Here is a 22,429-nt window from a genome sequence, read left to right as displayed (position 1 = left end):
ACGCGAAGACGACCGCACACGAAGACGGGTGAAGAACCTCCCCATGACCGACGCCAAGGACGAACGCCGGCCGGCCGGCGAGCTCGAAGCGAGCGTCCTGGCGGCGCTCTGGGCCGCCGGCGCACCCCAGACCCCCGGCCAGGTCCAGCTGAGCCTGGGCGCGGACCTCGCCCGTACGACGGTGACGACGATCCTCAGCCGCCTGCACGACAAGGGCGTCGTCCACCGGCGGCGCCAGGGCCGCGGGTACGCCTACTTCCCCGCCCAGGACGTCCAGGACGCCCACGGCCTCACCGCCCGCCGGATGCACAGCGAACTGGACCGGGACAGCGACCGTGAGACGGTCCTCGCCCGCTTCGTGGCCCAGCTCAGCCCGGACGACGAACGCATCCTGCGCGATCTGCTCGAATCCGACGGCCGATGACCGCCCCGCTCCTGCTGCTCCTGCCGCTGCTGCTGCCGTGCGCCCTGCCGCCCCTGGCCCGCCGGGCCCTGGACCGGCTGACCCCGGTCGCCGCGCTGTGGTCCGTCACCGGCTGCGCGGTGCTCCTCGCCGGCTGTGCGGCGCTGGCGCTCGGCACCTCCGTCCTGACCGGGCTGCTGAAGCTGCCGCTCTTCGCCGCGCTCGGCGAACTGGTCCATCCGTTGCGCACCGCCTCCGACGCCTTCGTCGTCCCGGCCGCCATCGCCTCGGCCTGCGCGCTGGCCGGGTGCGGCTGGAGCCTCGTCCGCTCGGCGCTGGGCCAGGCCCGTGCCTTCCGGGCGGCCCGTGCGGAGGCCGCGTGCGGAGCCGTCGCCGGTGATCTGTGCGTGATCGAGTCGTCCCGCCCCGACGCCTACGCCCTGCCGGGCCGCCCGCACCGGGTCGTCGTCACCACGGCGATGCTGCGCAGCCTGGACGGTCCCGAGCGGGAGGCGCTGCTCGCCCACGAACGGGCGCACACCGCGGGCCGCCACCACTACGCCCTCGCCGCCGCCGAACTCGCGGCGCACTGCCACCCCGCGCTGCGCCGGGTCCGCGCGACGATCCGGCTGGCCGCCGAGCGCGCCGCCGACGAGGCCGCCGCCGTTTCGGTCGGCGACCGGCGCCTGACCGCACGAGCCATCGCCCGCGCCGCCCTCGCCGGGCAGGCCGCCCGGTCCGCACGCCCCGGCTTCGCGCCCGGCGCGGCCACGGGGCCCGTCCCCCAACGCGTCCAGGCCCTGCTGACCGCCCCCCGCGCCCGCACCGCCCGCGCGATCTGCGCGCTCCTCATCGCCTGCACCGCCCTCTCCTGCGTGGCCTCGGCCACCGCGACGGCCGACGTCCATCACCGCGTGGAGATCGCACAGGGCGAGCAGAGCCCCTGACCCGCCGGGCGACGCCCGTGCGGAACCCACACCACGCACGCCCTCCCGTGCGGCCCCGCACAGCGTCCCGTCCTTCCGCCCGCCACCCCCGCCGACCCCACAGCGCAACGCGCGTAGACGAAGACTGGCGTCCCGGAGGTTTTACGTATAACCTCACCGGCTAACCGCCCCCGCCGGAAGGTCGCCATGCGTCGCGTCGCCCTTGTCACCCTCGTCGTGCACGACTACGACGAGGCCGTCCGCTTCTACACCGAAGCCCTCGGGTTCCGCCTCGTCGAGGACGCCCCGCGTCCCGACGGCTCGCGCTGGGTCGTCGTGGAGCCCGGGGGCGACGGACCCGGACTGGTGCTGGCCCGCGCGAAGAGCGACGAGCAGCGGGCCCGCGTCGGCGACCAGACCGGCGGGCGCGTCGGCTTCTTCCTGCACACCGACGACTTCGCCCGCGACCACACCCGGATGACCGCGGCCGGCGTGACCTTCCTGGAGGAGCCGCGCCACGAGCCGTACGGCACGGTCGCCGTCTTCCAGGACCTGTACGGCAACCGCTGGGACCTGCTCCAGCCCGCCGGTCACTGACCCACCACCGCACCACCTGTCCCAGGACCCGAGGAAACGAAACGCCCATGACCGCGTCCCGCATCGACACCGAGACCCTCCGCCGGCTCCCCAAGGCCGTCCTGCACGACCACCTCGACGGCGGTCTGCGCCCCGCCACCGTCGTCGAACTCGCGGCCGCGGTCGGCCACACCCTGCCCACCAGCGACCCGGACGAGCTGGCCGCCTGGTACGTCGAGGCCGCCAACTCCGGTGACCTGGTCCGTTACATAGCCACCTTCGAGCACACCCTCGCCGTCATGCAGACCCGCGAGGGCCTGCTGCGCACGGCAGAGGAGTACGTCCTCGACCTCGCCGCCGACGGTGTCGTCTACGCCGAGGTCCGCTACGCCCCCGAGCTGAACACGAGGGGCGGGCTCACGATGAGCGAGGTCGTGGAGACCGTGCAGGAAGGTCTCGCCGTCGGTATGGCCAAGGCGGCCGCCGCCGGCACCCCCGTCCGCGTCGGCACCCTGCTGTGCGGCATGCGCATGTTCGACCGCGTCCGCGAGGCCGCCGACCTGGCCGTCGCCTACCGCGACGCGGGCGTCGTCGGCTTCGACATCGCCGGTGCCGAGGACGGCTTCCCGCCCGCCGACCACCTCGACGCCTTCGAGCACCTGCGTCGCGAGAGCGTGCCGTTCACCATCCACGCCGGCGAGGCGCACGGCCTGCCCAGCATCCACCAGGCCCTCCAGGTCTGCGGCGCCCAGCGCATCGGCCACGGCGTCCGCATCACCGAGGACATCCCCGACCTCGCGGCCGGGAAGCTCGGCCGGCTCGCCTCCTGGGTGCGCGACCGCCGCATCGCCCTGGAGATGTGCCCGACCTCCAACCTCCAGACGGGCTGCGCGACCTCGATCGCCGAACACCCGATCACCGCCCTGAAGGATCTGGGCTTCCGGGTCACCCTGAACACCGACAACCGTCTGGTCTCGGGGACGACGATGACCCGGGAGATGTCCCTGCTGGTCGAGGAGGCCGGCTGGACGGTCGAGGACCTGCGCACGGTCACGGTGAACGCCCTCAAGAGCGCGTTCATCCCGTTCGACGAGCGCAACGCCCTCATCGAGGACGTGGTCCTGCCGGCTTACGCGTCCGCGCTCTAGAGGAGCCCCCTGAGGTCTAGAGGAGCCCCCTGAGGTAGGCGGCCTGTCCGACGTGCTGGAGGTCGTCGGACAGGACGCTGACCAGGCGCACCCCCAGCGACACCGGGGGGTCCCAGCGCTCGTCCACGATGCGTTCCAGGTCCTTGGCGGCCAGCCCGCGCAGACAGCCGAGGGTCTGTTCGTGGACGGCGTCGTAGTACCCGGTCAGCAGGTCCGCCGACTCCACCCGCACCTTCGCGACCTTGGCGGGGGTGTGCCCGTACCCGATGTCGTGCTGTGGCAGATCGAGGCCGAAACGCTTCTCCCAGCCCTGCGCGAGCCACACCTGGTCCAGGTCGAAGGCGTCGGCGACGTGGTCGTCCTGCACCCGCGTGAGGTGCCAGACCAGCCAGGCGATGGAGTTGGCGCCGGCGGCCGGGCGGTGGTGCAGCTCGTCCGGGCCGAGGCCGTCGAGGGCGGCATGGACTTCTTCCTGGATGCGGCCGTAGCCGTCGATGAGGATGTCCTTCGCATGCATACCGTCCACCATCGCGCATCAGCGGCGCGCACGCGCCCGGAACCCGGCTTCCGCACAGGCCCGTCGGCACCCGCCCCGGCGGCCGTGCCCGCGTCACCGGCCTCGGCCGCCGGGAGCTGACGCCGCGTCGGCCGGACGTGACCGGCTCCCGGCCGCCGTCACCGCACCTCGTCGGCGGGCGCGGCCACGACCCCCGTCTCAAGCAGTGTGACCAGCGCCCGCGCGGCCGGGCTCGTGGCCCGTTCCGGCGGCAGCAGGGCGACCGTCTCGTACTCCGGCTCGCCCGCGCCCTTCAGCGGGAGCGCCGTGAGCGACGGCCGCTTGTGCCGGAAGTGCCGGGGTACGACGGCGATCCCCAGGTTCTCGTCCACCAGGTCCAGCAGGCTGTGCACGTCGTTGACCTCCAGCGCGACCGTGCGCCGGACGCCGGCCGTGGCGAACGCGGCGTCGGTGGTGCGGCGCGGACCCCAGTCGGGGTGGAAGTCGACGAAGACCTCCCCGGCGAGGTCCGCCGGGCCGAGCACGGCCGGGGCGGAGGCCAGGCGGTGGCTCGGATGGCACAGCACGGTCATGGACTCGCTGGTCAGCGACACCGAGCGGAGCTGGTCGGTGTCGGCCTGGGTGCGGTAGGCGAAGGCCAGGTCGAGCCGTCCGGCCGCGACCTCCTCAGCCAGCGCTCCGGAGCCGGCCTGCCGCAGCCGGATCTCCACGTCCGGGTGCCGGCGCCGGAAGGCCGCCAGCAGCCGGGCCACGTTCACACCGGCGATGCACTGCTCGGTGCCCAGGGCCAGCGTGCCCCGCAGGACACCCTGCACCGCGGCCACCGCCTCGTGCGCGGAGCGCACCTGCGCCAGGATCCGTTCGGCCTCCGCCAGCAGCGCGCGCCCGGCCTCGGTGAGCGTCACCCGGCGGGTCGTCCGCACGAACAGCGGCGCCCGCAGCTCGCGCTCCAATGCCCGGATGGACGCCGACAGGCCCGACTGGGACACCATCAGGCGTTCGGCGGCCCGGGTGAAGTGCTGGTCCTCGGCGACCGCGACGAAGTGCTGGAGATGGCGCAGTTCCATGATTGAGAAGCATATCCGCTGAATTCCATCGGATTCTTCTGTTGGACCACTGCCCGCCGCCCGGGGAAGAGTGGCACCGGTAGATCGTGTGCCAACCCCTCTGGAGTCGCGTTGTACACCGCACACCCCGACCGCTACGCCGACATGCCCTACCGGCGCACCGGACGCAGCGGCCTGAAGCTCCCCGCCCTGTCGCTCGGCCTGTGGCACAACTTCGGGCCCGACCGGCCGGTGGAGACCCAGCGGGCCATCCTCCGCCGCGCCTTCGACCTCGGCGTCACCCACTTCGACCTCGCGAACAACTATGGCCCGCCGCCCGGCGCCGCCGAGTCCGCCTTCGGGGAGGCGCTGAAGGCGGACTTCGCCCGTTACCGCGACGAACTGGTGATCTCCACGAAGGCCGGCTATCTGATGTGGCCCGGCCCGTACGGCGAGTGGGGCTCGCGCAAGTACCTGCTGTCCTCGCTGGACCAGAGCCTGAGCCGGATGGGTCTGGACCACGTCGACATCTTCTACTCGCACCGCTTCGACCCGGACACTCCCCTGGAGGAGACGATGGGCGCCCTGCACACGGCGGTGCAGCAGGGCAAGGCCCTCTACGTCGGCGTTTCCAACTACTCCGCCGAGCAGACCCGCGAGGCCGCCCGCATCCTCGGCGAGCTGGGCACGCCGCTCCTCATCCACCAGCCGCGCTACTCGATGCTCGACCGGCGCCCCGAGGACGAGGGCCTGCTCGACGCCCTGGACGAGCTCCAGGTCGGCTCCATCGTGTACTCCCCGCTGGAGCAGGGCCTGCTCACGGGCCGCTACCTCGACGGCATCCCGGAGGACTCCCGGGCCGCGAGCGACAGCCCGTTCCTGAACTCGGACGCGGTCACCGAGGACCTGGTCGCCCGGCTGCGCGCGCTGGACGAGATCGCCAAGTCCCGCGGCCAGACCCTGGCCCAGCTCGCCCTCGCCTGGGTGCTGCGCGGCGGCCGGGTGACGTCCGCCCTGGTCGGCGCGAGCAGCCCGCGGCAGATCGAGGACAGCGTCGCGGCCATCGGCAACCTCGACTTCGACGCCGACGAACTGGCGCGGATCGACGCGATCGTCCGGCCGTAGCGCCGTAGCGCCGTAGCGCCGGACGGACATGCCGGGGGAGCGGCCGCGACAACCGCGGCCGCTCCCTTCGTCGTACCGCCACCCCGTCGCCCCGCCGGAGGCGTCGGCGCCGGCCCCGTCAGGCGCCCGCCGGAACCCGGTCCAGGAACCCCAGCACCTGCCGGATGCGGCCCTCGCCGTCCAGCGTGACCACGTCGAACCCGGCCACCGGCGCCGAGCCGTCCTGCTCGTTCACCAGCTCCCAGCCGAAGCGCGCGGTGTCGTGGTGGCCGTCGACCGCGCCGAGCGGACGGAACACGAAGCCGGGGAACTGCTCGTGGGCCGCCGCGATCACGGCCGCGATCTGCTCGTGCCCGCGCACGTCCACGAGCGGGTCGGTGTAGCCGCCGTCCTCCGTCCAGGCGGCGGCGACGGCCTTCTCGATGTCCTCCGGCCGGGTGGCGTTCCAGGCCTCGAAGTAACGGGCGGCGGCGTTCTCGTGACGGTCGGTGTGCACGGCCATGGCGAAGCATCCTCCATCGAGGTCGTCTCTGCTGGTCAGCATCCCGGATGCGGGGTTCGCCGATCCGGTGTGACCACCATGCGGGAGGAGCGGGTGCCGGGTCGATTACCTCCAAGGTCATGGCCGGGGGGCGGGAGGGTCCGCCTCATTTCGGCCAGAACAGGCGCTGAATATGCCAGGAGACTGGCCGGAAAGTCATGGTGACAGTGGTTCAGTAGTGAACATACTCGACTGTGAGGACTTCACTTCCAGCGAGGCTCCGATCACGCACCGCACACGGCCGCACCACAGACGAGCCGCACCGAAAGCGAGGCCAGCCGGCAGGCGAACGACGCGACGGGGGAGTGCGCATGCACGACGAGTTCCTGTGCCATGTCACCGCGTACGGCACCTGCGGTGGGCAGCGCATCGGAGTGCCCCTGGGCACCTATCGGGCGCCCACCCTGGCCCTCGCCCTGTGGTGGCTGCGCGACCGCGCCAACTGGATCGCCGACCGCCTCGACCCCCGTCCCGAGGCCGGGCACTTCCCGCCGAGCGCGCTCGTCCCGGTCGCCGACACCGTGCCCGACGTGCCGGCCGTGCTGCGCGCCTGGTGCGGCGACCCTGCCCAGCAGGAGATGGTCGCCGACGAGCTGGCCGCGGGGAGGCTGGTGCGGATCGCGACCGGCGACGACACGACCGAGTACGAGCTGCTCGCGGAGTCCGTCGACGCCCTGCGCATGCAGCGGACCATCCCGGCCCTGGTCGTGCCGGTCGGCTGACCGGCCGCCGTACCGAGCGGCCGTCCCCGCCCGTCCGGCCCGGAGCCCCCTCCGGCCTCCTGTGACCGGTGTGGGCCGTGAGCCTCGCCACTGTGCGCGGTGGGCGAACGCATCCGGTGGACTGGCGGGCCGGGCTCGGGGTACGAGGACTGGTGCAACAGCGACCGGCCGGACCGGGTTTTCCGAGAGAGACAGCATGATCAAGCACCTGGGCGGGGCAGTGATACCGACTGGTTTCGACGTACCCGTGGAGCCGCTGCGGCGTGCGGCGCACTACACCGGCGAACCCGGATGCATCGCCGAAGCACGTGCCTTCGCGTCCCAGTTCCTCCAGCAGCTGCGCACCGAATGGTGCGCCACCGCCGACGGCCGGGCCGACGGCGAGCTGCTGCTGATGGTGAGCGAGCTGGTCACCAACGCCGACCAGCACAGCAACGGCCCGTACATCCTGGAACTGGAGGGCACGGCCGCTTCGGTCGTGGTGTCCGTGTACGACAGCAGCACCGCCCTGCCCCGCCGCTACCCGAAGGACCCGAAGCGCGTCGGACGGCACGGACTGGAGATCGTGCACGCCCTGGCCTCGGAGGTCACCGTCGAGCGGGTGCCCGTGGGCAAACGCGTGCGGGCCGTCTTCCCGCTCGGGCAGAACGGCGACGGCCCGTCCCGGACCGACTGAGACCGACTGAGACATCGGGCCGACGCCGGGCGTCGGCCCGACCGAGGTGTCAGGCGCAGCCGAGTTCGCCCAGCATCCCCTGCCGCAGCCGGGTGATGATCCGCTTGATCAGCCGGGAGACGTGCATCTGGGAGCACCCCAGCCGCTCCCCGATCTCGGCCTGGGTGGCCTCCTCCACGAACCGCATGTGGATGATCTGCCGGTCACGGTCGCTCAGCTCCGCCATGAGCGGGGCGAGGGCGTGGAAGTCCTCGACGAGCCGCAGCCCCTCCTCCTCCACACCGATGAAGTCGGCGAGCACGGCTTCGCCGTCCTCGGGCCCGTCGCCGGTGAGCGCGGCGTCCAGGGAGGCGGAGTTGTAGCCGTTGGAGGCGAGCTGGGCCTCGATCACCTCGTTCTCGGAGAGGTTCATCAGCGTGGCCAGCTCGGCGACGGTCGGATCCCGGTCCAGGCGGCTGGACAGCTCCTCGCGCGCCTTGGCCAGCTCCACCCGCAGCTCCTGGAGCCGGCGCGGCACATGGACGGCCCAGGTGGTGTCCCGGAAGAACCGCTTGATCTCGCCGACGATGTATGGCAGCGCGAAGGAGGTGAACTCGACCTCGCGCGCCAGTTCGAACCGGTCGATGGCCTTGATCAGGCCGATCATGCCGGTCTGGACGATGTCCTCCATGTCGTCGCCACGGCCCCGGAACCGTCCGGCCGCGAACCGCACCAGCGACATGTTCATCTCGATGAGGGTGTTGCGCGCGTACTGGTACTCGTGCGTCCCCTCCTCCAGCTCGGTCAGCCGGCGGAAGAACTGGCGGGACAGCTCCCGCGCGTCCCGCGGGGCGACGGACGCGGGGTCCACGATGCCAGGCAGTGATCCCTCGCCCGTCCTGTCCTGCTCGGTCTGCTCGACGACCTCTGCTTCCGACCGGATCCCGGCGGCGGTGTTCATTGCCTCTCCCACGAAAGTCACGGTTCGACCTCTCCCTGTACGGCAGCTCCGTCGGCTCCGGACACAGGTGGCGTTCCTGCGGGTACCCGATGTGCGGCGGGTCATTCCTCCCGCAGAGCCGCTCACGGCGCGGGTACCCCCGGTGACGGCGCGCATGCGTCCGCCACGCCGCAGTGGCGTGAATTGAACGCTCCGGCACGCGTTTTTCTGAGGGCGGAACGCCGCGCCCTTGTCCCGCACCGTAGCGCTCCTAGGCTGACGGGATGAGCAACCCGCTGAGCGAGGAAGCCCGAGTGATCCCCCTGCGGCCGGCGCCCGTCCGCCCCGACGCGCCGGCCGGCGAGCCCGCGGCCCGGGAGCCCCTGTGGCGGGATCTGGTCGGCGAGGTGCTGCGCCGGGAGCGGCGGGCGCAGGAGCGCACCCTCAAGGACGTGGCCGACGCGGCCCGGATCTCGCTCCCCTATCTGTCCGAGGTCGAGCGGGGCCGCAAGGAGGCATCGTCGGAGGTGCTGGCCGCCGCGGCCCACGCGCTCGGCCTGGACCTCGGCGACCTGCTGTCGCTGGTGCACGGCGAGCTGACCCGGCGCACGGCCGAGCGGCACCGGCCCGCCGCCGTACCGCACCGGTCCGCCACCGCGCCGAGCCGGGCCGTCGCCACACCGGACCGGCCGTACCAGGGGCTCTGCCTGGCTGCCTGACCGGCTGCCCGCCGGTCACCTCGACCGGTGCGCCGGGCGGGGTTCGCCGGGGGCGGCCACTTCGCGGCCAAGGAATCGGGGCGGTGACTTCGCGGGCGGAGGAGCCGGAGCCGGACCCGCCGGGCCGAGACGTCCGGAGAGTTGTTCCGGAAGCTGTGGAACGGACCGATGAGTTTCGCGCGGGGGAGCGGTCTCCCTTCACGACGGCGTTCCACGCCCGGTTGGACCCCCACGTTCACGCCCCAGGAGGCGCTCATGACCACCGCCGGATTCACCACGTGTCTCTGGTTCGACGGCCAGGCGGAGGAGGCCGCGCACCACTACGTGTCCGTCTTCAAGGACGCCGCCCTCGGGCGCGTCGTCCGCTGGCCCGAGGGCGGCCCCGGACCGGCCGGCTCCGTGCTGACCGCGGAGTTCACGGCCAACGGCCAGAAGTTCGTCGCGCTCAACGGCGGCCCCGAGTTCACCTTCAACGAGGCGATCTCCTTCCAGATCCTCTGCTCCGACCAGCAGGAGATCGACCACTACTGGACGAAGCTCACCGAGAACGACGGAGAGGGCGGCCCCTGCGGCTGGCTCAAGGACAGGTACGGCGTCTCCTGGCAGGTCGTCTACGCCCCGCTGCTCGACATGGTCGCCGACCCCGACCCCGAGAGGGCGACGCGCGCCACCAGGGCCATGATGGGCATGGGCAAGCTGGACGCCGCCGCGCTGGAGAAGGCGTACGCGGGCGAGTAGCGGATGTCCGGCCGGCCGCCGTCACCGTCGCCCGGCCTCGGCGAGGATCTCGGCGATCACACGCCGGGAGTTCTCCGCCAGGGCCGGGTTGGTGTGCCAGTAGTACGGCAGCTGGATCAGCGAGATCGACAGCGCCCAGCCCCGCCCGCGCGCCCACTCGGCGTCGTCGGCGCCGACGGCCTTGCGGAAGGTGTCCCGGGCGGACGCGGGCAGCAGGTTCCAGGCCACGATCAGGTCCACGGCCGGGTCGCCGACGCCGGCACAGCCGAAGTCGATGACCGCGCTCAGCCGGTCCCCGTCGACCAGCACGTTCCCCGGGGAGAGATCCCCGTGGGCCCAGGCCGGCGGACCGGAGTGGGCCGGGGCCCACAGCGCCTCCTCCCACAGGGCCGTCACGGCCGCCGTGTCGATCCGGTCGGTGAGGGCGGGGAGCCGCGCCAGCGCGGCGCGGGTGGGCTCGTCCCGGGTGGCGAGCGGCACGCCGCGGGGGGCGGGCGGCCCGTCGTACGGGTCGATCCGGCGCAGCGCCGCCACGCACGCCCCGAGCCGCGCGGCGAGGCGCTCCGGCTCCGCGACGGCACCGGCGACCGGGTTCCGGCCGTCCAGCCAGCGGTACACCGACCAGGGCCACGGGAAGTCCTCGTCGGGCACGCCGAGCCCGGCCGGCTCCGGCGTGGCCACCGGCAGCAGCGGGCCGAGACGGGGCAGCCAGCGCTGCTCGTGCGTCACGTCGGCGACGGCGCCGGGGTGCCGGGGCAGCCGTACCACCAGGCCGGTGCCCAGGCGGAACATGACGTTCTCCGTACCGGAGGATTCCACGCGCCGTACGGGCAGCGCCGCCCACTCGGGAAACTGCCGGGCGACCAGCCGGCCGACCAGCGGCGGGTCGATGTCGACCTCGCCCTCACGCATCCTGACCGTATTCATCGGGCCCATCACAGCCGGACGCGCACCCCGCTGTCGACCGAATTGCGGCTCCCGGCTCGGCGCGCGGCTCGAACCCCGGATCGCTAGCGTGAACAAACGGGACACATCACCTCAGGAGGGCCGCCAGCATGGCCGTGCAACCCGAAGGAACGCCCTGTTGGGCCGATGCGATGTTCAGTGACGTCGAGGGAGCCAAGCGCTTCTACGGCGACGTCCTCGGCTGGACCTTCGGCGAGTCGTCGTCGGAGTACGGCAACTACACCCAGGCCTACGTGAACGGCAAGGCCGTCGCGGCGGTCGTCCCGCCCATGCCCGGTCAGGAGGGCCAGTCGCAGTGGTGCCTGTACTTCGCCTCGCCGGACGCCGCGGCCACCGCGGAGAAGATCCGCGAGAACGGCGGCGAGGTGCTGATGGAGCCGATGCAGGTCGGTGATTTCGGCACGATGTGTCTGGCCCGGGAGCCCAGCGGAGCCGTGTTCGGCGTGTGGCAGGCGGGCACCCACGAGGGCTTCGAGGCGACGGCCACGCCCGGCGCCTACTGCTGGGCCGAGGTCTTCACCAGGGAGCCGGAACAGGCGGACGCCTTCCTCGCCGCGGTCTTCCCGTACCGGATGAAGGAGATCGAGGACGACGCGGTGGACTTCCGGATGTTCGACGTCGGCGAGGACACCGTCCTCGGCCGGATGCGGATGACCGACGACTTCCCGCCCGAGGTGCCGTCGTACATCAACGTCTACTTCACCGTCGACGACTGCGACGCGGCCGTCGACCGGGCCGTCAAGCTCGGCGGGATCCTCCGCTTCGGCCCGATGAGCAGCCCCTTCGGCCGGTTCGCGGCGCTCAGCGACCCGCAGGGGGCCAACTTCTCGGTGATCGACATCACCACCACCGAGGGCGAGATGCCGAAGGTCAAGGACGTCTGACCGGGCCCGGAACAGCGCTCCGCACGGCCATGGCATGATCGGGCACATGCGTGAACGTGTGGTGGCCGCGTGCGACGGGGCTTCGAAGGGGAACCCCGGACCGGCCGGATGGGCGTGGGTGGTCTCGGACGACGACGAGCGGACCCCCGCCCGCTGGGAGGCGGGCCCGCTCGGCCGGGCGACCAACAACGTCGCCGAGCTGACGGCCCTGGAGCGGCTGCTCACGGCCGTCGACCCGGACGTTCCGCTGGAGATCCGGATGGACTCCCAGTACGCGATGAAGGCCGTCACCAGCTGGCTGCCCGGCTGGAAGCGCAACGGCTGGAAGACCGCCGCCGGCAAGCCCGTGGCCAACCAGGACCTGGTGGTCCGCATCGACGAACTGCTCGGCGGCCGGTCCGTGGAGTTCCGCTACGTCCCCGCCCACCAGGTCGACGGCGACCCGCTGAACGACTTCGCCGACCGCGCCGCCAGCCAGGCGGCCTCCGTCCAGGAGGCGGCCGGCAGCGCGCTCGGCTCGCCGGAGCCCCCGCCGTCGCCCGACACCCCGGCGGGCGGCGGGGCGGCGCGCAGGAAGGCGCCCCGCCGCACCGGCGGTGCCGCGTCCACGCGTACCACCGGGGCCGCGTCCGCCCGCACCATCAAGGCGAAGTTCCCCGGCCGCTGCCTGTGCGGCCGGTCCTACGCGGCCGGCGAGAAGATCGCCAAGAACGCGCAGGGCTGGGGCCACCCGGAGTGCCGTACCGCCGAGGCCTGATCAGGCGTCGAACGTGTAGAACCCGGTGTGGTCCAGCAGGTCCGCCGGACGCACCGTGTTCCACGGCTTCATCGTGTCGTTCAGGTCCACCACGTCCGGCGTGCCGCCCGTCGGCGCGTACGCGGCGCCCGGGTGCCGCCGCTGCCACTCCGCCCACAGCTTGTCGACATAGGCGTGGTGCAGCCAGAACACCGGGTCGTTGGGGGAGACGCCGGTGGCCATCTGCCCGCCGACCCACACGTGCACCCTGTTGTGCAGGTTGACCCCGCGCCAGCCCTCCAGGTGGTTGCGGAAGCCGTCCGAGGCGCTGTTGTACGGCGCCGTGTCGTACGTCGCGATCGACAGCACCGACTCCACCTCGGCACGCGTCGGCAGCTCGCGCACGCTCGTGCCGAGCGAACGGCGCAGGAACGTACGGCCGTCGACGCGCACGTTCACCGGCCAGTTGCCCGTGGACGCGGCGAACGGGCCGTCCATCACCCGGCCGTCGGTGCTCCGCCCGGTGCCGCCGAGGAAGTCCGGCGCCCACAGCGAGGCCCGCACCGTGCGGTCGGTGCTCCAGTCCCAGTACGGCAGCGCGACCGAGGCGTCCACCGACTGCAGCGCCTGCTCGAAGTCGAGCAGGAATCTGCGGTGCCAGGGCAGGAAGGAGGGGGAGCGGTGGCCGGTCCGCTCGCCGCTGTCGGTGTCCGCCATGATGAACTCGTTGTGCGTGCGGACGAAGTCGTCGTAGCGTCCGCCGCGCTTGAGTTCGAGGACGGCGGCGACGAACCGGCGCTTCTCGTCGGCGGTCAGGGTGGCCTGGTTCTTGCGTACGGTCATGGTGCGCGGTGCTCCGGAAGTCCTTGCGGGGGCGGTCAGTTGGCGGGGAACGGCAGCAGCGGTGAGCCCTGCAGCTCGTCCACCGCGGCACGGGCGGCGGCGCGCGGGGTGGCCACCGGGTCGTAGTGGCTGACCACGCTGATCCAGCTCCCGTCGGCGTTCCGCATCACGTGCAGCCGCACGCCGTCGACGAACACCGCGTATCCGCCGCCGTGTTCGTGGTGGTGTCCGCCGTCGCTCGCCGGACGGCCCTGTATCCGGCGGCCCTTGTAGACCTCGTCGAAGGAATCGGGCGTGGCGGGTGCGTGGTGGCCGGCGGCCGACGCGGCGGGCGCGGCGAGGGTGGCGACCGTGGCCGTCGCGGCGACGGCGGCTGCCGCGGTGAGCGCGCGGCGCCGGCTGATGTCGGGCATGCGGGGTCCTCCTGAGGAGTGGTCCGGTGGTGACGACGCATGCCTATCGGGATGTCGGGGAGCGGAAGAAATCGGTCGGAACCGGTTGGCTGTGATCAGGACAATTAGTTACATGTCGTACAGGGTTGAACTAAGATGATCTTGTCGTGGCGACGGTCCCATTCGCCCCGGAACGGGGAATTCCTTGCCGGGCGGACCGGATTTCCGGTGATCCTTTCCGACCGCCGTCCGTCCGAGTGGCGCGGCTCACCGCGCCAGGCTGACGCGATCGGGCGCGCCCACACCCTGCTACCCTCCGGTTCCGATCGACCACTTTCGGTGACTGTCAGGGGTGTGCGCGTGAAGGTCGTCTGTGTCGGAGGCGGGCCCGCCGGTCTGTACCTCGCCATCCTGCTCAAGCAGCAGGACCCGTCCCGTGACATCACCGTCCACGAACGCAACCCGCAGGGCTCCACCTACGGCTGGGGCGTGACGTACTGGAGCGGTCTCCTCGACAAGCTCCGGGCCCACGACCCCGCGTCGGCAAGGGCGATCGAGGAGCACTCCGTCCGCTGGAGCGACGGCGTCGCCCACGTAGGGGACCTGACGACCCGGCACCACGGCGACGAGGGCTTCGGCATCGGCCGCCACCGCCTGCTCGACCTGCTCGCCACCCGGGCCCGCGCCCTGGGCGTCCGGCTGGAGTACGAGAGCGAACTCACCGACCCGCCCGCCGACGCGGACCTCGTCGTCGCGGCCGACGGCGTGCACAGCGCCCTGCGCACCCGCCGGGCCGGCCACTTCGGCACCCGGACCACCTCCGGCCGCAACCCGTACATCTGGCTCGGCACCAGCAAGGTCTTCGACGCCTTCACCTTCGCCTTCACCGAGACCGAGCACGGCTGGATCTGGGCCTACGGCTACGGCTACAGCGGCGAGCACAGCACCTGTGTCGTCGAGTGCTCCCCGGAGACCTTCACCGGGCTCGGCCTGGACCGGACCGACGAGGGCGAGGGTCTCGCCCTGCTGGAGAAACTCTTCGCCGGCGTCCTCGACGGCCACCCCCTGACCGCCCGCTCCGGCGCCTCCTGGCAGACCTTCCGCACCCTCACCAACGAGACCTGGCACGACGGCAACCTGGTCCTGCTGGGCGACGCGGCCCACACCACCCACTACTCCATCGGCGCCGGCACCACCCTCGCCCTGGAGGACGCCATGTGCCTCGCCGACGCCCTGCGGGCGCATTCCGCCCTGCCCGACGCGCTCGCCGCCTACCAGCGCCGGCGCCAGGCCGAACTGCTGTCCGTGCAGAGCGCGGCCCGCCACAGCGCCCAGTGGTACGAGAACCTGCCCCGCTACATCCACCTGCCCCCGCACCGGATGTTCGCCCTGCTCGGCCAGCGCCACTCGCCCCTGCTGCCGTACGTCCCGCCCCAGCTCTACTACGGTCTGGACAAGGCGGCCGGACGACTGGAGGCGCTGCGCCGGCTCAAGCGCTGGCTCGGCCCCCGCGCCGCCCGCGCCCTGCACGCCCGCACCACGGCCCGCCGGGGCTAGCCGCCTCTGAAGCCCCACCCGAGGAGCCCGCATGGCCGTACCCGTCGCGTTCGACCACACCTCCACCGGCTACAGCCTCCAGCGCGCCTACTGGCTGGCCCGCGCGGCCGACCTGGCCTACCGGGACCGGGCCGCCATCGAGGAACAGGCCGCCCGGTGGGGCTTCGAGGAGGTGCGGCACCACCACACCCGGTTCACCCCGCCCTTCCCGCTCCAGGACACCCAGGCGTACACCCTGGCGAGCGACCGGACGATCGTCACCGCGTTCCGCGGCACCGAACCCGACCGGATCAAGGACTGGCTCTCCGACGCCACCACACCGCCCCGGCCCGGCCCCGGTGGCCACGGCTACGTCCACCACGGTTTCGCCGAGGCCCTCGCATCGGTTTACCCGGCGGTCCACGACACCCTCACCGAGCTGCGCACCGACGACCATGCCGTCTACTTCACCGGGCACAGTCTCGGCGGAGCGCTCGCGATGCTGGCCGGCGCCCGCCTCTACCTGGAGGAGCCGCACCTGGCCGCGGACGGCGTCTACACCTACGGCCAGCCCCGCACCTGCGACCGGCTGCTGGCCGAGGCGTTCCACGAGGGATTCGGCGGCCGGATGTACCGCTTCGTCAACAGCAACGACATCGTCGCCCAGCTCCCGCCGGAGCCCGCCTACACCCACGTACGGTCCCTGCGTTATTTCGACTCCAAGGGCCGGCTGCACGAGTCCATGCCCATGCTCTCGGTGCTGGGCGACCGGGCCAGGGGCGGCACCGCGGACCCGTTCGCGCCCGCCTCCGACGGCGTCCGCGACCACTCCATGCACACCTATCTGGCGGTCCTGGAGCAGAACCTCGCCTGACACCCGGTCTCCCCGTGTCCGGCCGCCTGGCCTCCCCGTTCGGACCAGGAAACGTTGGTGAATGCCCATTCACTCGATAAGGTGAATGAGTATTCACCTCGTCACCGTGCCGCCCGCAGGAGCGCCGATGGACCAGCCCGCCCCGATATCCCCGCCCCGGCTGCGCGACCGGCTCACCATTCCGGTACTGGCGTCCGGCGGCATCCTGATGGCGGTCATGCAGACCGTGGTCGTCCCGCTCCTGCCCGACCTGCCCCGGCTCACCGGCGCATCCGCCGCCGCCGTCTCCTGGACGGTCACCGCGACCCTGCTCTCCGGCGCCGTCCTCACCCCCGTCCTCGGCCGGGCCGGCGACATGTACGGCAAGCGCCGGGTGCTCACCGCCGCGCTCGCCCTGATGACCGTCGGCTCCGTGATGTGCGCGCTCTCCTCCGACATCGGCGTGCTCATCGCCGCCCGCGCGCTCCAGGGCGCCGCCGCCTCCGTGGTCCCGCTGTCCATCAGCATCCTGCGCGACGAACTCCCGCCGGAACGCCGTGGCTCGGCGGTGGCGCTGATGAGTTCCACCGTCGGCATCGGCGCCGCGCTCGGCCTGCCGCTCGCCGCGCTGGTCGTGCAGTACGCCGACTGGCACACCATGTTCTGGCTGACCAGCGCCCTCGGCGCGGCGGGCGTCACGGCGACCTGGTGGGCGGTCAAGGAGTCCCCGGTGCGGGAACCCGGCCGGTTCGACGTCCTCGGCGCCCTCGGCCTCGCCGCCGGACTGGTCTGCCTGCTGCTGGGCGTCTCCCAGGGCGGGACCTGGGGCTGGGGGAGCGCACGGGTGCTCGGGCTGTTCCTCGGGGCGGCCGTCGTGCTCGCCCTGTGGTGCCGGCAGCAGCTCCGCACCGCCCGGCCCCTGGTCGACCTGCGGCTGGTCACCCGGCCACGGGTGGGCCTGTCCCATGTGGCGGCCCTGCTGACCGGGTTCGCCTTCTACGCCAACTCCCTGGTCACCGCCCAGCTGGTGCAGGCGCCGAAGGCGACCGGGTACGGCCTCGGCCTGTCCATCGTCGCCACCGGCCTGTGCCTGCTGCCGGGCGGCGTCACCATGCTGCTGTTCTCCCCGCTGTCGGCCCGTATCTCGGCCGCGCGCGGCCCCCGGATCACGCTCGCGCTGGGCGCCGCAGTCATCGCCTGCGGGTACGCGCTCCGCATCGCCGACAGCCGCGACCTGTGGATGATCATCCTGGGCGCCACCGTGGTGGCGACCGGCACCACGCTCGCCTACTCCGCGCTGCCCACCCTCATCCTGCGCGCCGTACCGGCCGCCCAGACCGCCTCCGCCAACGGCGTCAACGTCCTCATGCGCACCATCGGCCAGGCCGTCTCCAGCGCGGCCGTCGCCGCCGTCCTCGTCCACCACAGCAGCCCCCTCGGCGGCGTCCCCGTGCCCAGCCTCCACGGCTACCAGCTCGCCTTCGCCATGGCGGGCACCGTCGCCCTCGCGGCCTGCGCGGCGGCCCTGACCATCCCCGGCGACGACTCCGCGCCGCGCACGCGGCGGGCCCGGAGCGGCACCCGGGGCGCCCGCGACGAGGCCATGGAGGGAGCATGAGGACCATGACCACGCCACCCGGTCAGGCGCCCGCCCCCGCACGCCGGGACGCCGAGGCCACCAAGGCCGCCATCCTGAAGGCAGCCCGCCACCTCCTGGCCCGGCACGCGCACGCCGACATCACCCTCAGGGCCGTCGCCGAGCGCGCCGGGGTGAGCCCGCCGCTGATCCTGAAGTACTTCGGCAACAAGGACACCCTGTTCGCCCGCGTGATGTCCTTCGACACCGACGCCGACGCCCTGCTGGACGCGCCGCTGGACGCACTCGGCCGGCACATGGTCCGGCACGTCGTGTCCAGCCAGCGCGAGCGGGGCGCCGACCCGCTGCTGCGCATCGCCTTCGCCCCGCTGCACGGCGACCACGGTGACGTCCTGCGCGCCAACTTCCGCGCCCAGGTCACCGAACGCCTCGCCGCCCGGCTCACCGGCCCCGACGCGGGCCTGCGCGCCGAACTCGCCGTCGCCGCCCTGATCGGCCTCGGCGTCATGTACGGCATCGCCCGCGGCCCCTATCTGCGCGAGACCGACGCCGACGCCCTCGCCGACCGCTACGGGCCCGCCGTCCAGGCGCAGCTGACAGGTAAAGCGGCCGGTTCCGCGGGACCCCGGCCGGATGACAGACTGACGCCATGGACGAACGCGTGATCGGCAGGTCGGGTCAGTGGGCATCGGTGGTCGGGCTCGGCACATGGCAGCTGGGCGCCGACTGGGGTGACGTGGACGACAAGGAGGCGCTGTCCGTCCTGGAGGCGGCGGCCGAGGCCGGTGTGACCTTCTTCGACACCGCCGACGTGTACGGCGACGGGCGCAGCGAGGCCACCATCGCCTCGTTCCTGCGCAGCCGGCCCGATCTGCACGTGCTGGTGGCCACCAAGATGGGCCGCCGGGTCGAACAGGTCCCGGAGAACTACGTCCTGGACAACTTCCGCGCCTGGAACGACCGCTCGCGCCGCAACCTCGGCGTCGACCGCATCGACCTGGTGCAGCTGCACTGCCCGCCCACCCCCGTCTACTCCTCGGACGCGGTGTTCGACGCCCTGGACACCCTGGTCGAGGAGGAACGGATCGCCGCCTACGGCGTGAGCGTGGAGACCTGTGCCGAGGCGCTCACCGCCATCGCCCGGCCGAACGTGGCGAGCGTGCAGATCATCCTCAACCCGTTCCGGATGAAGCCCCTGCGTGAGGTGCTGCCCGCCGCCCGCGCGGCCGGCGTCGGCATCATCGCGCGCGTGCCGCTCGCCTCCGGGCTGCTGTCCGGCAAGTACACGAAGGACACGGTGTTCGCGGCCAACGACCACCGCACCTACAACCGGCACGGCGAGGCCTTCGACCAGGGCGAGACCTTCTCCGGCGTCGACTACGCGACGGGCGTCGAGGCCGCCGCCGAGTTCGCCGCGCTCGCCCCGCAGGGGTACACCCCGGCCCAGCTGGCGCTGCGCTGGATCATCGAGCAGGACGGCGTGACCACGGTGATCCCGGGTGCCCGCAACCCCGAGCAGGCCCGCGCCAACGCCGCCGCCGCCAAGCTGCCGCCGCTGCCGCCGCAGACGTCCGCCGCGATCCGCGATCTGTACGACCGCCGGATCAAGGACCAGGTCGAGCACCGCTGGTAGCCGCGGGCATGCGGACCGTTTGAAGGGACGGCAGGGCGGTTACACGCAACCGCATGACGGAGGCAGGACGGCGCAGGGGGCGCGACGAGACAGAGGAAGAGCGGGCCGACCGGATGTGGGGCGAGCTCATCCAAGAGGTGCGGGTGGCCCAGACGGGCGTGCAGATCCTGTTCGGCTTCCTGCTGACCGTCGTCTTCCAGCCGAAGTACGAGAAGCTCGCCACCGTCGACCAGGTGATCTACATCGTGACCGTCGTCCTGGGCGCCTGCGCGACCGGCGCCCTCATCGGACCGGTCTCCCTGCACCGCCTGGTCTCCGGCCGCCGGGTCAAGCCGCAGGCGGTACGGCTGGCCTCCCGGATGACGTTCGTCGGCCTGGTCCTGCTGCTCGCCACGATGACGTCCTCCCTGCTGCTGATCCTCCGGGTGGCCACGCACGACGGCTATGTCCCGTACCTGGTGGCGGCCGTCGTCGCCTGGTACCTCGCGTGCTGGTACGGCCTGCCCCTGTGGGCCCGCCGCAGGCACACGGCCCGCTCCGGCGACTAGCCGGGGCGCCCCTGCCGCTCGGCGCGGACCGGGTCGGTGCTCTCCAGCGCGCGCAGGTGACGGTCGTGGACCCGGCCGAGCAGCAACACGGCCAGGACCGAGCCGATCAGGGCGCAGAACATGTCCCACTGGGTGTCCCACACATCGCCCTGCGTGGCGAGGAACGCGTCCGCGCCGTGCCCGCCGATCTCGGCCGCCAGCCACTCCAGCAGCTCGAAGCAGGCGCTGAAGGCCAGGCAGGCGCACACGGTGAGCGGCGCCAGCCAGCGGCTGCCGCGCAACGGCGAGGTACGGCTGAGCAGTTCACGGACCAGCACCGCCGGGACGAAGCCCTGCATCAGGTGGCCGAACCGGTCGTACGGATTGCGCTCCAGGCCGAAGGTGTCGCGCACCCAGTCGCCCACCGGGACCTGCGCGTAGGTGTAGTGCCCGCCGACCGCGAGGACCAGCGCGTGCGCGGTCAGCAGTGCGCACAGCAGTCCGGTCAGGGGGAAGCGCCGCCAGAGCAGTACCACCAGGGGCAGCCCGGCGAGCGCCCATACCGTCTCCAGGAACCAGGTGGTGCGGTCGCGCGCGTCCCACGCCGACACGGCCAGCCCCACGGCCACCACGCCGGCGAAGAGGACGGGCGGCACGCGGCGCGGCGCGCGGAGCGGGGCGGGGTGCACTGCGGTCACGGCGGGGCTCCTTGCCTGAGGGCGGCCTCGGGGTCGTAGAGCCCCATCGTGGCGCCCGGCCGGGACCGGCGGCATGAGTACGGCTACTCAGCCGGAGTACTGCTACTCAGCCGCGGAGAGGATCTCCGCCAGCAGCTCGTCCACCGGGATGCGCTCCCGGCCCGGGGGGACGATCTGGTGGGTCTCGCGCAGGAACGCGGCGATGGCGGGCGCCCACGCGAACACCACCGCGTGGTGCCGGCCGCCGTCCGGCCGGGTGTCCCCGAGGAACTCCAGGCGCAGCTCGTGCCACGGGCCGGTGGCCTCCGGGCGCATCCGGACGTCACCGACGCCGACCGGCCCGGCCAGTCCGTCGGCGAGCATCTGCCGGTCCAGCCGCCAGCAGGCCAGCACCCGGCCGTCGTGGGCGAAGACGGCGCTGACGGCGAACGGGTCGTCGGCGTCGTAGCTGAGGTGGGCCAGCACCGGACACCTGCCGGTGCCGTGCGCGAGGAGCTGCACCACCAGGGTCTTGTGCACGAACGACTTCACGCGGGGGCCTCCGGGACGATGGGCGTAGAGCCCTCTAGTACCCCCGCAGCGCCCGGAATGCTCACCCGTGTGACTGAATCCAAAAGACGCGCGCCATGGCCGGGCAGCCGCCGGGACCGCCCGGACCGGGAAGGTACGCCCGGCGGCGCGCCACGGGGTGGCACGGCGTCAGGCGAACGCCTCCCGCAGGGCCGGCAGCAGGGTCTTCGCCGACCAGTCCAGGAACTCGGGCTGCGTGTCGCCGCCGATCTGCACCAGGGCGACCTCCCCGAACCCGGCCTCCGCATACGGCCGTACGGCCTCCACGAACGCGTCCGGGTCGTCACCGCACGGGATGGAGGAGGCGACGTCGTCCTCGGTCACGAACTGGGTCGCGGCCTCGAAGGAGTCCGGGTGCGGCAGTTCGGCGTTCACCTTCCAGCCCAGCCCGAACCAGCGGAACTGGGAGTGGGCGCGCTTGACCGCCGTCTCCCGGTCCGGGTCGTAGCACACCGGCAGCTGGCCGACCCGGGGCTTGCCGGTGCCGCCGTGCCGGTCGAACGCCTCCAGCAGGCCCGCCTTCGGCTCGGTGGCGATCACCAGGTCGGCGAGGCGCCCGGCCAGCTTGCAGGACTGGTCACCGGAGACGGCGATGCCGATCGGCGGCGCCTGCTCCGGCAGGTCCCACAGCCGGGCCGACTCCACGTCGTAGTGCTGCCCGTGATGCGTGACATGGCCGCCCTCGAACAGCGCACGGATGATCTCCACCGCCTCTTCGAGCATCTCGTGGCGCACGTCCACCGGTGGCCAGCCGCCGCCCACGACATGCTCGTTGAGGTTTTCGCCGGCGCCGAGGCCGAGCCGGAACCTGCCCTCGGACAGCAGCTGCACGGTCGCGGCCTTCTGCGCCACGATCGCCGGGTGGTAGCGCAGGATGGGGCAGGTGACATAGGTCATCAGGGGGATCCGCGAGGTCGCCTGGGCGGCGGCGCCCAGCACGCTCCACGCGTACGAGGCGTGCCCCTGCGAGCGCAGCCACGGGAAGTAGTGGTCCGAGATCACCGAGAAGTCGAAACCCGCCTCCTCGGCCTTCACCACGTGGTCCACCAGATCCCGGGGACCTGCCTGCTCGGTCATCATCGTGTATCCGATTTGCACCATAGGTGGCGGGTCCCCGGGTCGGCGCCCGGAAAACGGC

27 protein-coding genes are annotated in these 22,429 nt (G+C 72.6%); 17 read left to right on the top strand and 10 right to left on the bottom strand.

The window, feature by feature from the left end; translation table 11 throughout:
* The first annotated feature begins 43 nt into the window (after nt 1–43).
* The 4 genes from C3492_RS35175 to C3492_RS35160 all read left to right on the top strand — a co-directional run bounded on the left by C3492_RS35175 (nt 44) and on the right by C3492_RS35160 (nt 3,053).
* Nucleotides 44–424, top strand: a complete 381-nt coding sequence (locus tag C3492_RS35175) for a BlaI/MecI/CopY family transcriptional regulator (RefSeq protein ID WP_103816725.1) — start codon at nt 44–46, stop codon at nt 422–424.
* Entirely contained in the window at nt 421–1,350 is a 930-nt protein-coding gene (locus C3492_RS35170; protein ID WP_103816699.1) for a M48 family metalloprotease, read from the top strand. The genes C3492_RS35175 and C3492_RS35170 overlap by 4 nt, the downstream gene beginning before the upstream one ends.
* 186 nt (nt 1,351–1,536) lie before the next feature.
* Entirely contained in the window at nt 1,537–1,926 is a 390-nt protein-coding gene (locus C3492_RS35165) for a VOC family protein (RefSeq protein ID WP_103816698.1), read from the top strand.
* Between the two features lie 47 nt (nt 1,927–1,973).
* Nucleotides 1,974–3,053 carry an adenosine deaminase gene (locus C3492_RS35160; RefSeq protein WP_103816697.1) on the top strand — a complete coding sequence of 360 codons (1,080 nt, stop codon included), beginning with the start codon at nt 1,974–1,976 and terminating at the stop codon, nt 3,051–3,053.
* 16 nt (nt 3,054–3,069) lie between these two features.
* On the opposite strand, the gene C3492_RS35155 is transcribed toward C3492_RS35160, so the two are convergent.
* A complete protein-coding gene (locus C3492_RS35155) occupies nt 3,070–3,570 on the bottom strand; it encodes a DUF664 domain-containing protein (protein WP_146075742.1) in 501 nt (166 codons plus the stop codon).
* Between the two features lie 158 nt (nt 3,571–3,728).
* Nucleotides 3,729–4,637, bottom strand: a complete 909-nt coding sequence (locus C3492_RS35150; protein WP_103816695.1) for a LysR substrate-binding domain-containing protein — start codon at nt 4,635–4,637, stop codon at nt 3,729–3,731.
* Nucleotides 4,638–4,748: 111 nt separating this feature from the next.
* Here C3492_RS35150 and mgrA point away from each other — a divergent pair, with 111 nt between their 5' ends.
* Nucleotides 4,749–5,741, top strand: coding sequence for an L-glyceraldehyde 3-phosphate reductase (gene mgrA, locus C3492_RS35145; protein WP_103816694.1), 993 nt, complete (start codon nt 4,749–4,751; stop codon nt 5,739–5,741).
* Nucleotides 5,742–5,859: 118 nt separating this feature from the next.
* Here the strand turns inward: mgrA and C3492_RS35140 are convergent, their stop codons facing one another.
* Nucleotides 5,860–6,243 (bottom strand): nuclear transport factor 2 family protein, encoded by a 384-nt coding sequence (locus tag C3492_RS35140; protein ID WP_103816693.1) that lies wholly within the window; start codon nt 6,241–6,243, stop codon nt 5,860–5,862.
* 350 nt (nt 6,244–6,593) lie between these two features.
* Here C3492_RS35140 and C3492_RS35135 point away from each other — a divergent pair, with 350 nt between their 5' ends.
* Both C3492_RS35135 and C3492_RS35130 read left to right on the top strand, forming a co-directional pair.
* Nucleotides 6,594–7,004, top strand: coding sequence for a hypothetical protein (locus tag C3492_RS35135; protein WP_103816692.1), 411 nt, complete (start codon nt 6,594–6,596; stop codon nt 7,002–7,004).
* A gap of 196 nt (nt 7,005–7,200) precedes the next feature.
* Nucleotides 7,201–7,680, top strand: a complete 480-nt coding sequence (locus tag C3492_RS35130) for an ATP-binding protein (protein ID WP_103816691.1) — start codon at nt 7,201–7,203, stop codon at nt 7,678–7,680.
* A 49-nt stretch (nt 7,681–7,729) separates the two neighbouring features.
* Here the strand turns inward: C3492_RS35130 and C3492_RS35125 are convergent, their stop codons facing one another.
* Entirely contained in the window at nt 7,730–8,620 is an 891-nt protein-coding gene (locus tag C3492_RS35125) for an RNA polymerase sigma factor SigF (RefSeq protein WP_103816690.1), read from the bottom strand.
* A 263-nt stretch (nt 8,621–8,883) separates the two neighbouring features.
* Here C3492_RS35125 and C3492_RS35120 point away from each other — a divergent pair, with 263 nt between their 5' ends.
* Together C3492_RS35120 and C3492_RS35115 are read left to right on the top strand one after the other, a co-directional pair.
* Entirely contained in the window at nt 8,884–9,318 is a 435-nt protein-coding gene (locus C3492_RS35120) for a helix-turn-helix domain-containing protein (RefSeq protein ID WP_258056068.1), read from the top strand.
* Nucleotides 9,319–9,573: 255 nt separating this feature from the next.
* Nucleotides 9,574–10,056: a VOC family protein gene (locus tag C3492_RS35115; protein WP_103816688.1), complete on the top strand. Its 483-nt coding sequence runs from the start codon at nt 9,574–9,576 to the stop codon at nt 10,054–10,056.
* A gap of 21 nt (nt 10,057–10,077) precedes the next feature.
* Here C3492_RS35115 and C3492_RS35110 read toward each other — a convergent pair whose 3' ends face one another.
* A complete protein-coding gene (locus tag C3492_RS35110; protein ID WP_374938410.1) occupies nt 10,078–10,992 on the bottom strand; it encodes an aminoglycoside phosphotransferase family protein in 915 nt (304 codons plus the stop codon).
* 119 nt (nt 10,993–11,111) lie between these two features.
* Here C3492_RS35110 and C3492_RS35105 point away from each other — a divergent pair, with 119 nt between their 5' ends.
* Nucleotides 11,112–11,906, top strand: coding sequence for a VOC family protein (locus C3492_RS35105; RefSeq protein ID WP_103816687.1), 795 nt, complete (start codon nt 11,112–11,114; stop codon nt 11,904–11,906).
* Between the two features lie 34 nt (nt 11,907–11,940).
* Nucleotides 11,941–12,663 (top strand): ribonuclease H, encoded by a 723-nt coding sequence (locus C3492_RS35100; RefSeq protein ID WP_103816686.1) that lies wholly within the window; start codon nt 11,941–11,943, stop codon nt 12,661–12,663.
* On the opposite strand, the gene C3492_RS35095 is transcribed toward C3492_RS35100, so the two are convergent.
* Nucleotides 12,664–13,485, bottom strand: coding sequence for a tyrosinase family protein (locus C3492_RS35095; RefSeq protein WP_103816685.1), 822 nt, complete (start codon nt 13,483–13,485; stop codon nt 12,664–12,666).
* Between the two features lie 35 nt (nt 13,486–13,520).
* Nucleotides 13,521–13,898, bottom strand: coding sequence for a tyrosinase cofactor (locus C3492_RS35090; RefSeq protein WP_103816684.1), 378 nt, complete (start codon nt 13,896–13,898; stop codon nt 13,521–13,523).
* A 333-nt stretch (nt 13,899–14,231) separates the two neighbouring features.
* Here C3492_RS35090 and C3492_RS35085 point away from each other — a divergent pair, with 333 nt between their 5' ends.
* From C3492_RS35085 to C3492_RS35060, 6 genes are all read left to right on the top strand, one after another.
* A complete protein-coding gene (locus C3492_RS35085) occupies nt 14,232–15,434 on the top strand; it encodes an FAD-dependent monooxygenase (RefSeq protein WP_103816683.1) in 1,203 nt (400 codons plus the stop codon).
* Between the two features lie 31 nt (nt 15,435–15,465).
* Nucleotides 15,466–16,287: a lipase family protein gene (locus tag C3492_RS35080; protein ID WP_181140706.1), complete on the top strand. Its 822-nt coding sequence runs from the start codon at nt 15,466–15,468 to the stop codon at nt 16,285–16,287.
* Nucleotides 16,288–16,414: 127 nt separating this feature from the next.
* On the top strand, nt 16,415–17,884 hold the full coding sequence (locus tag C3492_RS35075) for an MFS transporter (protein WP_103816682.1): 1,470 nt from the start codon (nt 16,415–16,417) through the stop codon (nt 17,882–17,884).
* Nucleotides 17,881–18,528, top strand: coding sequence for a TetR family transcriptional regulator (locus tag C3492_RS35070; RefSeq protein WP_103816681.1), 648 nt, complete (start codon nt 17,881–17,883; stop codon nt 18,526–18,528). Before C3492_RS35075 ends, C3492_RS35070 begins: the two co-directional genes overlap by 4 nt.
* Nucleotides 18,513–19,496, top strand: coding sequence for an aldo/keto reductase (locus C3492_RS35065; protein WP_103816680.1), 984 nt, complete (start codon nt 18,513–18,515; stop codon nt 19,494–19,496). Before C3492_RS35070 ends, C3492_RS35065 begins: the two co-directional genes overlap by 16 nt.
* A gap of 53 nt (nt 19,497–19,549) precedes the next feature.
* On the top strand, nt 19,550–20,044 hold the full coding sequence (locus C3492_RS35060) for a DUF6328 family protein (protein ID WP_103816679.1): 495 nt from the start codon (nt 19,550–19,552) through the stop codon (nt 20,042–20,044).
* Here the strand turns inward: C3492_RS35060 and C3492_RS35055 are convergent.
* From C3492_RS35055 to C3492_RS35045, 3 genes are all read right to left on the bottom strand, one after another.
* A complete protein-coding gene (locus C3492_RS35055; protein WP_103816722.1) occupies nt 20,041–20,679 on the bottom strand; it encodes a DUF2238 domain-containing protein in 639 nt (212 codons plus the stop codon). The genes C3492_RS35060 and C3492_RS35055 overlap by 4 nt on opposite strands.
* A 144-nt stretch (nt 20,680–20,823) precedes the next feature.
* Nucleotides 20,824–21,252 (bottom strand): SsgA family sporulation/cell division regulator, encoded by a 429-nt coding sequence (locus C3492_RS35050; RefSeq protein WP_103816678.1) that lies wholly within the window; start codon nt 21,250–21,252, stop codon nt 20,824–20,826.
* A gap of 168 nt (nt 21,253–21,420) precedes the next feature.
* Nucleotides 21,421–22,392 (bottom strand): LLM class F420-dependent oxidoreductase, encoded by a 972-nt coding sequence (locus C3492_RS35045; protein WP_103816677.1) that lies wholly within the window; start codon nt 22,390–22,392, stop codon nt 21,421–21,423.
* Between the last annotated feature and the right edge of the window lie 37 nt (nt 22,393–22,429).

The sequence above is a fragment of the Streptomyces sp. Ru62 genome (genome assembly GCF_002920615.1).
Lineage (GTDB): Bacteria > Actinomycetota > Actinomycetes > Streptomycetales > Streptomycetaceae > Streptomyces.
This window is presented reverse-complemented; position numbering and strand designations above follow the sequence as displayed.